Annotated in this window: 14 protein-coding genes; 6 read left to right on the forward strand and 8 right to left on the reverse strand. The window is 69.7% G+C overall.

Features of this window, described 5'->3' with window-relative positions; genetic code table 11:
* Window positions 1-304: 304 nt before the first annotated feature.
* The 3 genes from leuA (at window position 305) to ACWGI6_RS25060 (ending at window position 4,325) form a co-directional block, all read left to right on the forward strand.
* The gene (gene leuA / locus ACWGI6_RS25050) at window positions 305-2,083 is read left to right on the forward strand and encodes a 2-isopropylmalate synthase (protein WP_453269581.1); all 1,779 of its coding nucleotides are present in this window, start codon (window positions 305-307) and stop codon (window positions 2,081-2,083) included.
* Window positions 2,084-2,272: 189 nt separating this feature from the next.
* The gene (locus ACWGI6_RS25055; RefSeq protein WP_453269582.1) at window positions 2,273-3,307 is read left to right on the forward strand and encodes an SGNH/GDSL hydrolase family protein; all 1,035 of its coding nucleotides are present in this window, start codon (window positions 2,273-2,275) and stop codon (window positions 3,305-3,307) included.
* A 319-nt stretch (window positions 3,308-3,626) separates the two neighbouring features.
* A complete protein-coding gene (locus ACWGI6_RS25060; protein ID WP_453269597.1) occupies window positions 3,627-4,325 on the forward strand; it encodes a TerB family tellurite resistance protein in 699 nt (232 codons plus the stop codon).
* Between the two features lie 123 nt (window positions 4,326-4,448).
* On the opposite strand, the gene ACWGI6_RS25065 is transcribed toward ACWGI6_RS25060, so the two are convergent.
* The 8 genes from ACWGI6_RS25065 to ACWGI6_RS25100 form a co-directional block, all read right to left on the reverse strand.
* Window positions 4,449-5,684, reverse strand: coding sequence for a cytochrome P450 family protein (locus ACWGI6_RS25065; protein WP_453269583.1), 1,236 nt, complete (start codon window positions 5,682-5,684; stop codon window positions 4,449-4,451).
* Window positions 5,600-6,982 (reverse strand): cytochrome P450, encoded by a 1,383-nt coding sequence (locus ACWGI6_RS25070; RefSeq protein WP_453269584.1) that lies wholly within the window; start codon window positions 6,980-6,982, stop codon window positions 5,600-5,602. The genes ACWGI6_RS25065 and ACWGI6_RS25070 overlap by 85 nt, the downstream gene beginning before the upstream one ends.
* Entirely contained in the window at window positions 6,979-7,557 is a 579-nt protein-coding gene (locus ACWGI6_RS25075; RefSeq protein ID WP_453269598.1) for a GTP-binding protein, read from the reverse strand. Before ACWGI6_RS25075 ends, ACWGI6_RS25070 begins: the two co-directional genes overlap by 4 nt.
* Window positions 7,558-7,585: 28 nt before the next feature.
* Entirely contained in the window at window positions 7,586-7,948 is a 363-nt protein-coding gene (locus tag ACWGI6_RS25080) for a DUF742 domain-containing protein (RefSeq protein ID WP_453269585.1), read from the reverse strand.
* Entirely contained in the window at window positions 7,945-8,373 is a 429-nt protein-coding gene (locus ACWGI6_RS25085) for a roadblock/LC7 domain-containing protein (protein WP_393905522.1), read from the reverse strand. The genes ACWGI6_RS25080 and ACWGI6_RS25085 overlap by 4 nt, the downstream gene beginning before the upstream one ends.
* Window positions 8,370-9,815, reverse strand: a complete 1,446-nt coding sequence (locus tag ACWGI6_RS25090; RefSeq protein ID WP_453269586.1) for an ATP-binding protein — start codon at window positions 9,813-9,815, stop codon at window positions 8,370-8,372. Before ACWGI6_RS25090 ends, ACWGI6_RS25085 begins: the two co-directional genes overlap by 4 nt.
* 242 nt (window positions 9,816-10,057) lie before the next feature.
* A complete protein-coding gene (locus ACWGI6_RS25095) occupies window positions 10,058-10,339 on the reverse strand; it encodes a DUF397 domain-containing protein (RefSeq protein WP_453269587.1) in 282 nt (93 codons plus the stop codon).
* Window positions 10,321-11,154, reverse strand: a complete 834-nt coding sequence (locus ACWGI6_RS25100) for a helix-turn-helix domain-containing protein (RefSeq protein WP_453269588.1) — start codon at window positions 11,152-11,154, stop codon at window positions 10,321-10,323. Before ACWGI6_RS25100 ends, ACWGI6_RS25095 begins: the two co-directional genes overlap by 19 nt.
* Before the next feature lie 118 nt (window positions 11,155-11,272).
* On the opposite strand from ACWGI6_RS25100, the gene ACWGI6_RS25105 reads away from it, so the two are divergent.
* The 3 genes from ACWGI6_RS25105 to ACWGI6_RS25115 all read left to right on the forward strand — a co-directional run bounded on the left by ACWGI6_RS25105 (window position 11,273) and on the right by ACWGI6_RS25115 (window position 13,247).
* The gene (locus tag ACWGI6_RS25105) at window positions 11,273-11,572 is read left to right on the forward strand and encodes a hypothetical protein (protein WP_453269589.1); all 300 of its coding nucleotides are present in this window, start codon (window positions 11,273-11,275) and stop codon (window positions 11,570-11,572) included.
* Between the two features lie 37 nt (window positions 11,573-11,609).
* A complete protein-coding gene (gene recO, locus ACWGI6_RS25110) occupies window positions 11,610-12,356 on the forward strand; it encodes a DNA repair protein RecO (RefSeq protein WP_453269590.1) in 747 nt (248 codons plus the stop codon).
* Between the two features lie 72 nt (window positions 12,357-12,428).
* Entirely contained in the window at window positions 12,429-13,247 is an 819-nt protein-coding gene (locus ACWGI6_RS25115) for an isoprenyl transferase (RefSeq protein ID WP_453269591.1), read from the forward strand.
* Window positions 13,248-13,325 lie beyond the last annotated feature (78 nt).

Consider the following 13,325-nt stretch of genomic DNA (forward strand, 5'->3'; position numbering starts at 1 on the left):
CGCAGCTGTCACTGCCTGCGGCCGAAATTCCCGAAAAAGTGTGGTTGGTCGCATTTGGGGAACAACGCGCGTCCGATCCCGCATACTGATACGCGACCGCCATACAGGGCGAACCTCGGCTAGGGTGCTGTGCATCATGCGTTTCGGGCTGCTTCTCCTTAGCTGCCGCGGCGAGGGCCTGTAGTCGTAGGCCGACCCCCTCCCCGCGGAGTTCGGTGTTGCGATCTTTTCGCCCCGTCGGCCTCTCCCTGACTCCCGAGGAGCAGGGGGACCCCCAGCGGACATACGAGGAGCCCCACGCACCATGACGAATCCGTCGAGCCCCGCAGGCAATGCCGTCGCCCGGCCCACCCCGGTCACCAACGCGACGCAGCTGCAGCGGCCCTCCGGGATGCCCGTCCACAGGTACGGCCGCTACGAAGCCGTCGACATCCCCGACCGGACGTGGCCGGACAACCGCATCACCGTCGCGCCCCGCTGGCTCTCGACCGACCTGCGGGACGGCAACCAGGCACTGATCGACCCGATGTCGCCGGCCCGCAAGCGCGAGATGTTCGATCTGCTGGTGCGCATGGGCTACAAGGAGATCGAGGTCGGTTTCCCGTCCTCCGGTGAGACGGACTTCGCGTTCGTCCGCTCCATCATCGAAGAGGGCGCGATCCCCGAGGACGTGACGATCTCCGTCCTGACGCAGGCCCGCGAGGAACTGATCGAGCGCACCGTCGAGTCGCTGCGCGGCGCCCACCGCGCCACGGTGCACCTGTACAACGCCACCGCGCCGACCTTCCGCCGGGTCGTCTTCCGCGGCTCGAAGGAACAGGTCAAGCAGATCGCCGTGGACGGCACCCGGCTGGTCATGGAGTACGCCGACAAGATCCTCGGGGACGAGACGATCTTCGGCTACCAGTACAGCCCGGAGATCTTCACCGACACCGAGCTGGACTTCGCGCTGGAGGTCTGTGAGGCGGTCTGCGACGTCTGGCAGCCCGAGGAGGGCCGCGAGATCATCCTGAACCTGCCCGCCACCGTCGAGCGTTCCACGCCGTCCACGCACGCCGACCGCTTCGAGTGGATGGCGCGCAACCTGTCCCGGCGCGAGCACGTATGCCTGTCCGTACACCCGCACAACGACCGGGGCACCGCCGTCGCCGCCGCCGAGCTGGCGATCATGGCGGGCGCCGACCGCATCGAGGGCTGTCTGTTCGGGCAGGGCGAGCGCACCGGCAACGTCGACCTGGTGACGCTGGGCATGAACCTGTTCTCCCAGGGCGTCGACCCGCAGATCGACTTCTCGCAGATCGACGAGATCCGTCGCACCAGCGAGTACTGCAACCAGATGGAGATCCACCCGCGCCACCCCTACGCGGGCGATCTGGTCTACACCGCCTTCTCCGGCTCCCACCAGGACGCCATCAAGAAGGGCTTCGACGCCATGGAGGCCGCGGCCACCGCCGCCGGCAAGACCGTGGACGACATCGAGTGGGCGGTCCCGTACCTGCCCATCGACCCGAAGGACGTCGGCCGCTCCTACGAGGCCGTCATCCGCGTCAACTCGCAGTCGGGCAAGGGCGGTATCGCCTACGTCCTGAAGAACGACCACAAGCTGGAACTGCCGCGCCGGATGCAGATCGAGTTCTCCCGGATCATCCAGGGGAAGACCGACGCCGAGGGCGGCGAGGTCACGCCCACCGCCATCTGGTCCGCCTTCCAGGACGAGTACCTGCCCAACCCCGAGAACCCGTGGGGCCGTATCCAGGTCAAGAACGGCCAGACCACCACCGACAAGGACGGCATCGACACCCTCACCGTCGAGGCCGAGGTGGACGGTGCGGAAACGGTGCTGGTCGGCACCGGCAACGGCCCGATCTCCGCGTTCTTCCAGGCGCTGCAGGGCATCGGCGTCGACGCGCGGCTGCTGGACTACCAGGAGCACACCATGAGCGAGGGCGCCTCCGCGCTGGCCGCCTCGTACATCGAGTGTGCGATCGGCGACAAGGTGCTGTGGGGCATCGGCATCGACGCGAACACCACGCGCGCCTCGCTGAAGGCCGTCGTCTCCGCCGTGAACCGCGCGGGCCGCTGACCCGGCAGCCGCACCGTCCTTCGCGCGCCCCCGTCGCTCTCACCGAGCGGCGGGGGCGCCGTTGTGCGACCCCGCCACCTGAAGGTGGGGTTTGGATTCCTGGCAGATCACACTGTGTAAGTGGATCAGTACGTTTGGTGATCGGCGCTCGTCGGACAGGCCGCGACGCCGGACACCAAGGACGTGCAGATGAGCAGAAATGGCATGCCCGCACTCTCCCGGCTTCTGGTCGCGGCGGCCGCCTCGCTGGCCGTGGTGGCTTCCGCCTTCGCCCCGGCGGCCTCCGGCGCACCGGCCGATGCGGCGGACCGTCCGGAGTACGTGGCGCTCGGGGACTCGTACAGCGCCGGGGTGTTCGTCCGCCCCTGGGAGTCGCACGACGGCTGCGGGCGCTCCGCGCGCAACTATCCGCACCAGGTCGCCGGGCAGCTGGGCTTCCATCTGAGGGATGTGACCTGCGGGGCCGCCGAGGTGGTCGACGGGGTCCTGGGGCCCCAGCCGGCATCCAAGATCTACGGACCGCCGTCGGTCCCGCCCGAGGGCGGCTGGTCCGATCTGCCCCCGCAGCTCGACGCGTTGTCCCCCGACACCGACTACGTGACCGTCGGCATCGGCGGCAACTCCCTCGGTTTCGGCTCCATCGTGAGCAAATGCCTCGAACTGGGCATCACCAAGCCCCTGCAGCTCAAGCCCTGCACCAACTACTACACCGGCGGGGGTGCGGGAGAGAGCTGGCTGAACGAGCGGTTCGCGCAGCTCGACGCCGACCTCGGCCACATGATGACGGCGATCCACCGGCGCGCACCGCAGGCGCGGGTCGCCGTCGTCGGCTACCCCGCCATCGTCCCGGACGGCTCCGGCTGTTCGTTCCTGCACTGGAACCAGCTCGGCAGCGTCAAGAAGGGCGACATGCCCTGGCTGGACGGGCTCGAAAAGCAGCTGAACGGGCTGCTCCACCGGCACGCCGACGAGCACGCCGCGCTCTACGTCGACACCTACGGGCCCAGCGTGAACCACGGGGTGTGCCAGAGCGGGGACGCGAAATGGATGTACGGCGTGCGGGACAACCTCACCGGTGACGGCGACCAGACCGACGCGCCGTCGGAGCTGTGCAAGTCCATCCCCGGCTCCGGCGAGGCCTGCACCTTCGTCCACCCCAACGCCCGCGGCCTGGACAGCCAGTCACGCCAGGTGACCCGGGCGCTGATGACCTCGATGGGGTGACGATGATCCCGGTGCGATCCGGCCGCACCCTCATCGTTTTGGCCAAGCCAGGCCCCCGGCACGACCGGGACCCGCAGCCGCCTCACCCACCGCCCGCCTCCTCCTAGCCACGCTGTTCACGGCGTCCACAGGCCTCTGTCCCTCTCTCCGGAGGGGCAGAGGTCTTCGTCATCCGGCCAGTTGTCCGGTACGAGGTGCTGACGTCACATCACGTATGTGGCTAACATCACGTCCAACACGGCGACGGGGCCATGGGGGTACCTCCCGCGCCTTGAGGGCTGAGGGCGAGTTGTTACGGAGGGCCGACGTGAGGCACAAGATGTGTGTGATGGGCGTGTGCACGTCCTGGCGCACCGTCGCCGATGGCGAGTTCTTCTGCCCGGACTGCGGCGGGGACCGCAACTACCTCCGCAGGACCGGCCGCCGCCGTCTCACCGTCCTCGGCGTCCCCCTCCTGCCCCGCGGTGCCACCGGCCCGGTCCTGGAGTGCTCCGCCTGTCACGGCCACTTCGGCCCGGACGCCCTCGACCACCCCACCACCGTCCGCTTCTCCGCGATGCTCAGGGACGCCGTCCACACCGTCACCCTGGCGCTGCTGGCCGCCGGCGGCACCTCCTCCCGCGCGGTCCGCGACACCGCCGTCGACACGGTCCGCGCGGCCGGCTTCGCGGACTGCTGCGAGGACGAGCTGCTGACCCTGCTCGCCGCCCTCGCCGCCGACACCGGCCGGCTGACCGGCACCTACGACGCGGTGACCGGCGGTCACTGCGGCCACCATGGCCTGGACCCGTGCGGCACCGCGCTGGCCATAGAGCTCCATGAGTCGCTGGAACCGCTCGCCCCGCACCTCGCCCCCGCGGGCCGGGAAGCGATCCTTCTCCAGGGCGCCCGTATCGCCCTGGCCGACGGCTCCTACACGCCCGCGGAGCGCGAGGTGCTGAGCACGGTCGGCAGCGCCCTCATGCTCCGCCCCGCCGACACGAACCGGCTGCTGGCGGCGGCGCGTACCCCGTCCTGAGGCGGTGGGCCGGCCGGCTGGACCCACCGCCACGTACGTGACCGGCGCGGGCTGTCCGGGCGTCGGAAAGACCCCGCCACCACGGCAGGGTGACGGGGTCGGATACCGCGAGCGCCGGGCGGTTCAGCCCGACGTCAGACGCACCGGCAGGCTGTGCAAACCGCCCGAGATGAAGCCGCCCGTCGGCTCCAACTCCTCTGCCGGTACGGCCAGTTGGAGGCCGGGGAAGCGGGCGAAGAGGGCCGGGAGGGCGATCCGGGCCTCCATACGCGCCAGCGGGGCGCCCAGGCAGTGGTGGACGCCGTGGCCGAAGGCGAGGTGCTCCTGGCGGGCGCGCCGGATGTCGAAGCCGTCGGCCGTCTCGCCGTGGAAGGCGGGGTCGCGGCCGGCCGCGGCGTACGCCGGGAGGATCGCCTCGCCCTTGCGGATGGTGGGGCCGTCCGGAATGTCGATGTCCGCCACGGCGAAGCGGAGCGGGAGGGCGGCGATGCTGGGGGCCCAGCGCAGCGTCTCCTCGATCACGTCGTTCCAGGGCACCTCGCCCGACAGCACCAGCTTGAGCTGCTCGGGGTGGGTGAGCAGGGCGTGCACGGCGTTGCCGAGGAGGTCGACGGTGGTCTCGTGGCCGGCGCCGATGACGAGGAGGAGGGTGTCGAGCAGCTCCTGCTCGGTCATCCGCTGGCCCTCGTCGTCCCGCGCGGCCACCAGGAGGCTCGTCAGGTCGTCGGCCGGGTGCTCGCGCTTGTCGGCGACCAGGCCGGACAGCAGCGCATAAACGGCCGCGGCGGTGGCGCCGGCCTGCTCCGGAGTGGCCGTGGTGTCCATGATGGCCGCGACGAGGCGGGCGAGTTCGGCGCGCTGCTCGCCCTCCGGGAAGCCGAACAGCTCGCAGATGACCTGCATGGGCAGCGGATGGTTGAAGCGGGCGCGCAGGTCCACGGGTTCGCCCGCGGGGTGCGCGGCCAGGTCGTCCAGGAGGGCCGTGGTGATGGCCTCCACGCGCGGGAGCATGGCGTCGGTGCGCCGGGCCGTGAACGCCGGGGCGATCAGCTTGCGCAGCCGCCGGTGGTCGGCGCCGTACGCGGTGAACATGTTCGTGACGCCGATCCAGGACTGCAGCCAGCTGCCGCGGATCTCGTCGCGCTGCCACAGGGGCCAGTGCTCCCGGGGGTTCTTGGACACCCGGTCGTCGGTCAGCAGCTGCTTGAGGAGGGTGTGGCTGGTGACCGACCAGGCCTCGATGCCGCCGGGGAGCTCGGTCCGGGTCGCCGGTCCTAGCGCGCGGAGGCGGGCCGCCTCTCCGTGGATGTCGCTTCCGACCGGGTCGATGACGTAGGGCTGCTGTCCCTGTTGTGCCATGGAGTTGCTCCTGCCTGGTCGGGGGTGATGGGGGTGAAGCGGGACGGGAGTGCCACCAGGGCACGGTGGAAGGCACCGTTGCGCCACTGCAACGTGGAGGCGTCCACGGCGAGTTCGATGTCGGAGAGCCACGCGGTGAGCCGCTCGATCGCGGTGGTGGCGATCAGCAGCGCATGCCGCTTGACGGGGCAGGCGTGCGGGCCGGCCGCCCACGAGAGGTGTGAGCCGCCGCCCGAGCCGGGGCCCGTCTGTCCGGTGGTGTCGAACTGGCTGTTGGCGGCCGCGTACGACACCATCACCAGCTGTCCCTTGCGCACCCAGGTGCCGTGGAAGAAGACATCACGGACCGGGAAGTGGGCGGAGTAGTTGGTCAGCGGCGGGTCGTTCCACAGCACCTCGTTGATCGCGTCGTGCGCCGTCAGCGCGCCCCCGGACAGGGTGTTGTAGTAACGGTCGTCGGAGAGCATCCGCGCCAGTGCGTTGCCGATGAGGTTGGCGAGCGGTTCGTTGCCCGCGCCCATCGTGAGGATGATGTTGTGGATCAGCTCCTCGTCGTTCAGCGCGTTGGGGTGGTCCATGAACCACGAGGTCAGGTCCAGCCCGCGCGCGGCCTTCTTCGAGCCGACCAGCTCCATGATGTAGCTGGTGTACGCCTCGTTGGCGGCCGCCGCCTCCTCGGGGGAGTTGCCGTCCAGCATGCCCCCGATGGCCGCGATGAGCCGGTCGCTGTACGAATCCGGCAGCCCGAAGAGGTTGTTGAACATCAGCAGCGGGATCAGCCGCGCGTAGTCGGCGATCAGGTCGACCTCGCCGTGGGCGCCGAAGCGCCGGATCAGGGTGTCCGCGGCGTGGTGGACACGGGCGCGCAGCTCGTGCGGCTCGACCAGTTTGAAGCTGTCGACGACGACGTCCCGGTAGCGGACGTGCGCCGGCCCGTCGGCGTAGAAGATGTTGGGGCGCCACATCAGCATCGGCATGACCGGCGAGTCCGGCGGGACGGTGGTCATCCACTCCCGCGAGTCCTTGGACCAGGTGGTGTCGTCGTGCAGCAGGTCCAGCGCCGCCCGGTAGTCGGTGACCAGCATCGCGGTCACCTCCGGCGCGATCTCGACCGGCGCGAGCGCACCGTACTGCCGCAGCTGGGCGTAGATGCGGCGGGGGTCGGCGGCGAAGTCCGGTCCGTAGAGCTTCACCGGCGTCTGTGCGTCGGGCCGGTCCGGCACCTGCTGGTACGGGGCGGCGGCGTGCGCCGGGCAGCCCGGTGGCGGTGCGGCTCCCGGCTGGTGCGGGGAAGTCACGGGTTCGGGTTCTCCTCGGGGGTGTGGGCCAGGACGTGCCCGACGAGCGCGATCAGCGCATCGACGGACTGCTCCCGGTCGCGGGCATCGCAGAGCACCAGCGGCGTCTCGGGGTGCAGATCGAGCGCCTCGCGGAGCTTGTCGACGTCGTACTGGGGCGCGTCGGGGAAGGTGTTGACCGCCACGGCATAGCGCAGCCCGGCCTCCTCGACGATGTCCATCACCTCGAAGGAGTCCGCCAGCCGGCGGGTGTCGGCGAGGACCAGGGCGCCCAGCGCGCCGCGGGCGATGTCCTGCCACAGGGGACGGAAGCGCTTCTGTCCGGGCGTGCCGAACAGGTACAGCACCAGGTCCCCGGGCAGGGTCAGCCGCCCGAAGTCGATGGCGACGGTGGTGGTGGTCTTCTCCCGGACGCCGGCGAGGTCGTCGACGACCGCGCCGGTCTGGGTCATGACCTCTTCGGTGTGCAGCGGCGGGGTTTCGGACAGCGCACGGATGAGCGTGGTCTTTCCGACTCCGAACGGCCCCGCTACCAGGAGCTTGACCAGTGTCTGGTTCTCGCCGGAGAGATACATGCTGCCGGTGCTCGCGCCGGTGGCGGCGCTAGGACTTGAGAGAGCGGAGTCCATCGAGAACCCTCTCCAGGATCTGTCGGTCGAATTGCTCGGCTTCGGGAATGGGAACGCGGGCGTGCAGCCGCCCGGCATCGACAAGGTCGGCCACCAGCACCTTCACCACGCTCACCGGCAGGTGAAGGTGGGCGGCGACCTCGGCCAGAGACAGCGCCCCGGGCTGCAGCAGCTCCAGGAGGCGGTGCTCCTCCGGGCGTACCTCGCTGGTGATCGGCATCCCCGCGCTGTGCAGCAGGGAGAGCCGCTCCAGGGTGTTGCGGCTGGGCCGGGCGCGTCCGCCGGTCGCCAGATAGGCCGGTACGAGGCGCCTGCCGCTGCTCTGGCGCGGGGTCATACGGGGTTGCCCAGATCCCGCGCCGGGCTGTTCATGACCTTGTTGCCCAGGGTCGTCACCTGGATCTGCATGTGGTGCGCGACGACGCCCATGTTCACCTCCGGACCGGCGAAGACCGCCAGGCAGGTGTTCTGGCCGGCGGGTATCGCAAAGACGAAGCCCTCGTCGGACTCGATGACGGTCTGCCGCAGCCTGGTGTCGTCCTTCTCGGCGAACGCCGCGGTCACGGCACGGCCCGCGCCCTGGAGCGCGGACATCATCGCGGCGACCCCCTCGGCGGAGTCACGCTTCAGGCCCGGCGAGGCACCCTCGATGAATCCGTCGCCGGAGATGACGGCTGCGTGAATAACATGCGGCAACTCCAGGAGGGGCGCCAGCACCCAGGACTTGTCCTCGGCGACACGGCGGCGGGTGGGGCTGTTCATGACTGAGCGTTCCCTTCGGGACTGCGAGGGGGTTCGGGCTGGGCGGCTGCCCGGCCGGATTCGGTACCGCGCTGGAGCGCGGCCCAACGGGATCCGGTCTCCTCCGGGGAGCGCGGGGGAAGCGATTCGGTGTGCTCGGCACTCTCATCGAGTTCGGACACGGGCTTACGGCGGCGCCGGCGCGGCAGCTCGCCTTCGCCCTGCTGGGGCGCCTCGTAGGAGGCCGCGGACGGCGCGGCGGGCGCGGACGGCGCGGCGGGCGCGGACGGCGCGGCGGCCGCCGGGGACGGCGTCGTGGCGCCGGTCGGCAGCGCGGAGCTGGACCGCTCCGGCACCCCGGAGCGGTGCGGCAGAGGGGCCATCACGGACATCGGCTGGGCGCTCTCGTCGAGGACGGTGAGAAGGGGGTCACCCGGGATGTACACGACCGCACGCACACCGCCGTACGGGGAGGGCTCGACATGCACCCCGAAGCCGTACTGGCGCACCAGCTGGCCGGCCGCCGCGAACCCGGACCGCGGCGGGTCACCGAGCTGGGTGAGCAGCAGGCTGTCGTCGCCCGACAGCAGCTCCATCGCGGCCTTGATCTCGTCGTCGTGCATCCCCACGCCGTAGTCGTCGACGATGACCGAGGCGCCGCGGTTGCCCTGCTGGAGCGTGATGGTGACGGGCAGTTCACGGTGCGAGTGGTGCAGCGCGTTGGCCAGCAGCTCGGTCACGGTGATCGCGATCGGCTCCACGGCCCGCGCGACCACGGCGATCGGGTCACGCAGCTGGTTGCTGACCTGCACCCGCTCGTAGCCGCGCAGCCGGGAGGTGGCGCCGACGACCAGCTCGGCGAGGTAGGAGTCCTCGCGGGTCAGCCCCGGCCAGGCGCCGCAGACGACACCGGTGGCCTGAATACGCCGCAGCGCCTGCTCGTTGAGGAAGTCCGCGTTCAGCAGGTCCTGGGCGACGTTCGGGTCGTCGTAGCGGTGCTGCATCTCCTGCAGCGCCGACTGGAGCTGGTAGAGCAGCGCCTGGATGGTGGTGGTCGCGCCGCGGAGGGTGGACTGCGCCGCCGCGTCGACGCGCGAGCGCTCCTTGGTGATCGCCTCGCTGACCTGCTCCAGTACGGCGCTCAGCGCCTGGTCGGTCTCCGTCCCGGCGAACCGGGCGTCCAGCAGCCCCGGTACGGGCACATGGGGGTGGGCCAGCGCCAGCGTCAGGTCGGGGAGCCGGGTACCGGCCAGGTGCCGGATCTCGGCCTCGGTGGCGCGCAGCCGGGCCGACAGCTCCGTATTGCTGTGGAGCGTGGCGCTGTTCTGTTCCTCAGCGGCGGACAGGCGTGATCTCAGGTCCGCGCGCTGTCCGCGCGCCCGGATCGAGAGCGCCGCCAGGACCACGGCGGCGGCCGTACCTGCGCTGAGGCACCACAACAGCGCCTCCGGTATGGATGTCATCGAGATCCTCAATTGGGGTACTGACTGGGTCGGCCGGCCATCACGGCGTCGTGCTGCCGATCATCACGGGATGCTACCGGGCAGGTGACGTGCCGTGAGGTGCACTTCCCATGGGGGGACTGAGAAGTACGGAAGGTCGTCTTCCGCCCGCGATGCCCCGGACCATAACGTGATGTGGCCCCGTCATCCAGTGGGACGGCGGGGCCTTTGTGCGACTGGTGTGAACGCCTGGTGAAAGACGGTCAGGAGGCGTTGAGTTGCCCGGCTTTGACGGCGTCGATGAAGGCGGTCCAGCCGGTGGCCGGGAAGACCAGGGCGGGGCCGTGGGACTTCTTGCTGTCGCGGACGGGGACGAGGCCGGGGTGGGTGTCGGAGACCTCCAAACAGTTGTCTGGCTGGCCGCTGCTCTTGCGCCAGGCGGCGGAGCCGGGAAACTCGTGGGCCACCTCGACGCAGTTGCCACCGTGCTCATCGCTGTAGCTGCTCTTGCGCCACTGGGCGGTGCTCAGGTCGTACTCGCGCATCGTGTGTAGTCCTCCGCCGCCGATTCGATGAGGGCCAGGGACGCCTCCGGCGACAGTGCGGCGGCCCTGACCAGATCGTAGGCCGCCTGTGCCCACTTCACCACGGCAGGATCGTCCAGCAAATTCCCCGAATACGTGCCTTCTGTATAGGCGGTTGGCGGGGCGTCGTCGAACTCCATGAGCCGCAGCGACTTGCCCATGACCGGATACGCCCCCGCGGCGAACGGGAGGACCTGCAGCAGAAACTTTCGCTCGCGTGCGAGCTGCGCGATGCGCTCCAGCTGCTCGGCCATGACGGCCGGACCACCCACAGGCACACGGAGCACGGCCTCATGCAGCACTGCCCAATACACCGGGCGGGTAGCGTCCTTGAGGATGACTGCCCGGTCGACTCGGCCGCGGACCTTGTCCTCGATGTACTCCTCTGCCGCGAGCGGGTTGCCCGCGAGCATGAACGCCCGTGTGTACGCCGCGGTCTGCAGGAGCCCCGGCACGATCATCGACTCGAAGTCATTGATCTTTGTGGCCAGCCGCTCCAGCTCCGCCGCTGCCGCGAAATAGTCCGGGTACCGCTGGTCGTCGATCAGTTTTCGCCAGATCCGCTCGAAAAAACCGTCGGTTTGTAGGACGCCATCGATCCGCACCGCCACATCTAACTGCGGCTTACGGATCGCCTGCTCGAACTGGCCGATGTAGCCGCCGGAGACGAACACCATCCGCCCCAGTGCGTCCTGGGTTAAGCCCGCGTCTTCCCTCCGGCGTTTGAGCTCAGTGCCCCAGAATTCCCATGCAGCCTGTCGCGAAGTATTGGCCATGGCCTACGTCCCTTCCCTGCCCGGCAGTTGCAGCGTCGACCTCCTTGCCCAGCCTAGTTCCGCACCGTCACGCTCTGAATGCGAACAGTGAAACCCCTCACGGAGAGTGCGGACGATCATGAACCAGCCCAAGGACGTGGAAACCGTGACGACGGATCTGCGGGAAGCCCTCGCCCGTGCAGGCGTCGTGCTGCCTTCCCTGCGCCCCGACCCCGTCTCGTACGAGCATCGGTATCTGCCGCCGCTCGTGGAGCTGGGGCGCTGCACGATGGACGTGGCCCGGCGGCTGACCGACGCGCTCGCCGAGGCTCCGCCGGCGCTCTCCGAGTCGTCGCCGCCTCGGAAGGACACCGTCACCGAGCGCCTGAGCATCGCGACCGCCTACGCGAACGCGCGCAGCCGGGGAGAGCGGGCCTGAGGGACACCCGCCCCCGCTGATGCGCGAGAATGGCGCCATGAGTCTGTTCCGCGACGACGGCATCGTGCTGCGCACCCAGAAGCTGGGTGAGGCGGACCGGATCATCACGCTGCTCACCCGGGGGCACGGCCGGGTCCGTGCGGTGGCCCGCGGGGTGCGGCGGACGAAGTCGAAGTTCGGGGCGCGGCTGGAGCCGTTCTCGCACGTCGATGTGCAGTTCTACGCGCGCGGCAGCGAGCTGATCGGGCGCGGGCTGCCGCTGTGTACGCAGAGCGAGACGATCGCGGCGTACGGCGGCGGGATCGTCACGGACTACGCCCGCTACACGGCCGGCACGGCCATGCTGGAGACCGCCGAGCGGTTCACCGACCACGAGGGCGAGCCCGCCGTGCAGCAGTACCTGCTGCTGGTCGGCGGGCTGCGGACGCTGGCCAACGGCGAGCACCAGCCGCATCTGGTGCTGGACGCCTTTCTGCTGCGCTCGCTCGCCGTCAACGGCTATGCGCCGAGTTTCGACGGCTGTGCGCGGTGCGGGCTGCCCGGTCCCAACCGGTTCTTCTCCGTGGGGGCGGGCGGTGTGACCTGCGGTGACTGCCGGGTGCCGGGGAGCGTCGTACCCTCCTCTGAGGCCATCGGGCTCCTGAGCGCGCTGCTGACCGGCGACTGGGAGACCGCGGACGCCTGCGAGGCCCGTCATGCCCGGGAGGGCAGCGGGCTCGTCGCGGCGTATCTGCACTGGCATCTGGAGCGGGGCCTGCGTTCCCTCCGGTACGTAGAGAAATAGCGAAGACCACCTCAAGACACATACGCCCCTCAAGGCAAAACGCCCTCAAGACACATAGGAGACGTGGGCCGCATGGCACGACGCGGGATTCTGGGCCGTAATCGACGTGAGTACGTGACGCCCGAGCCGCACCCTTCCGGTGCGCGGCCGCCGAAGATCCCCGGTGAGCTCGTCCCGAACCATGTGGCGGTCGTCATGGACGGCAACGGCCGGTGGGCCAAGGAGCGCGGGCTGCCGCGGACCGAGGGCCACAAGGTCGGCGAGGGCGTCGTCCTGGACGTCCTCAAGGGCTGCATCGAAATGGGCGTGAAGAACCTTTCGCTGTACGCCTTCTCGACGGAGAACTGGAAGCGGTCGCCCGACGAGGTCCGCTTCCTGATGAACTTCAACCGCGATGTGATCCGGCGGCGCCGTGACGAAATGGACGCGCTGGGTATTCGTATCCGGTGGGTCGGCCGGATGCCGAAGCTGTGGAAGTCCGTGGTGCAGGAACTCCAGGTCGCCCAGGAGCAGACCAAGAACAATGACGCCATGACGCTGTATTTCTGCGTGAATTACGGCGGGCGGGCCGAGATCGCCGATGCGGCGGCGGCCATCGCGGCGGATGTGCGGGCCGGAAAGCTGGACCCGTCGAAGGTGAACGAGAAGACCGTCGCGAAGTACATGTACTACCCGGACATGCCGGATGTGGATCTCTTCGTGCGGCCGTCCGGAGAGCAGCGGACCTCGAACTACCTGATCTGGCAGAGCGCCTATGCCGAGATGGTTTTCCAGGACATTCTGTGGCCGGACTTCGACCGCCGGAATCTGTGGCAGGCATGCCTGGAGTACGCGAAGCGGGACCGCAGGTTCGGGGCGGCGCCGGAGGCGGAAGACCGGTCCGCGACATAGGACGTCCAGGGGCGTACGAGGGTCCGGGGGGGGGGGGGCGGTAGCCCCCCCGCCCGGTGCCCGGGGTGGTTTAAACAA

This window comes from Streptomyces sp. NPDC054786 (genome assembly GCF_053611685.1).

Excerpts from the sequence above, each read along its gene's own strand:
- ACWGI6_RS25080 (WP_453269585.1), bottom strand. The coding sequence starts at position 7,948 with ATGACCCCGCGCCAGAGCAGCGGCAGGCGCCTCGTACCGGCCTATCTG.
- ACWGI6_RS25065 (WP_453269583.1), bottom strand. The coding sequence starts at position 5,684 with ATGGCACAACAGGGACAGCAGCCCTACGTCATCGACCCGGTCGGAAGC.
- recO (WP_453269590.1), top strand. The coding sequence starts at position 11,610 with ATGAGTCTGTTCCGCGACGACGGCATCGTGCTGCGCACCCAGAAGCTG.
- ACWGI6_RS25095 (WP_453269587.1), bottom strand. The coding sequence starts at position 10,339 with ATGCGCGAGTACGACCTGAGCACCGCCCAGTGGCGCAAGAGCAGCTAC.
- ACWGI6_RS25060 (WP_453269597.1), top strand. The coding sequence starts at position 3,627 with ATGTGTGTGATGGGCGTGTGCACGTCCTGGCGCACCGTCGCCGATGGC.
- ACWGI6_RS25055 (WP_453269582.1), top strand. The coding sequence starts at position 2,273 with ATGAGCAGAAATGGCATGCCCGCACTCTCCCGGCTTCTGGTCGCGGCG.
- ACWGI6_RS25090 (WP_453269586.1), bottom strand. The coding sequence starts at position 9,815 with ATGACATCCATACCGGAGGCGCTGTTGTGGTGCCTCAGCGCAGGTACG.
- ACWGI6_RS25075 (WP_453269598.1), bottom strand. The coding sequence starts at position 7,557 with ATGTATCTCTCCGGCGAGAACCAGACACTGGTCAAGCTCCTGGTAGCG.
- ACWGI6_RS25115 (WP_453269591.1), top strand. The coding sequence starts at position 12,429 with ATGGCACGACGCGGGATTCTGGGCCGTAATCGACGTGAGTACGTGACG.
- ACWGI6_RS25105 (WP_453269589.1), top strand. The coding sequence starts at position 11,273 with ATGAACCAGCCCAAGGACGTGGAAACCGTGACGACGGATCTGCGGGAA.
- ACWGI6_RS25100 (WP_453269588.1), bottom strand. The coding sequence starts at position 11,154 with ATGGCCAATACTTCGCGACAGGCTGCATGGGAATTCTGGGGCACTGAG.
- leuA (WP_453269581.1), top strand. The coding sequence starts at position 305 with ATGACGAATCCGTCGAGCCCCGCAGGCAATGCCGTCGCCCGGCCCACC.
- ACWGI6_RS25085 (WP_393905522.1), bottom strand. The coding sequence starts at position 8,373 with ATGAACAGCCCCACCCGCCGCCGTGTCGCCGAGGACAAGTCCTGGGTG.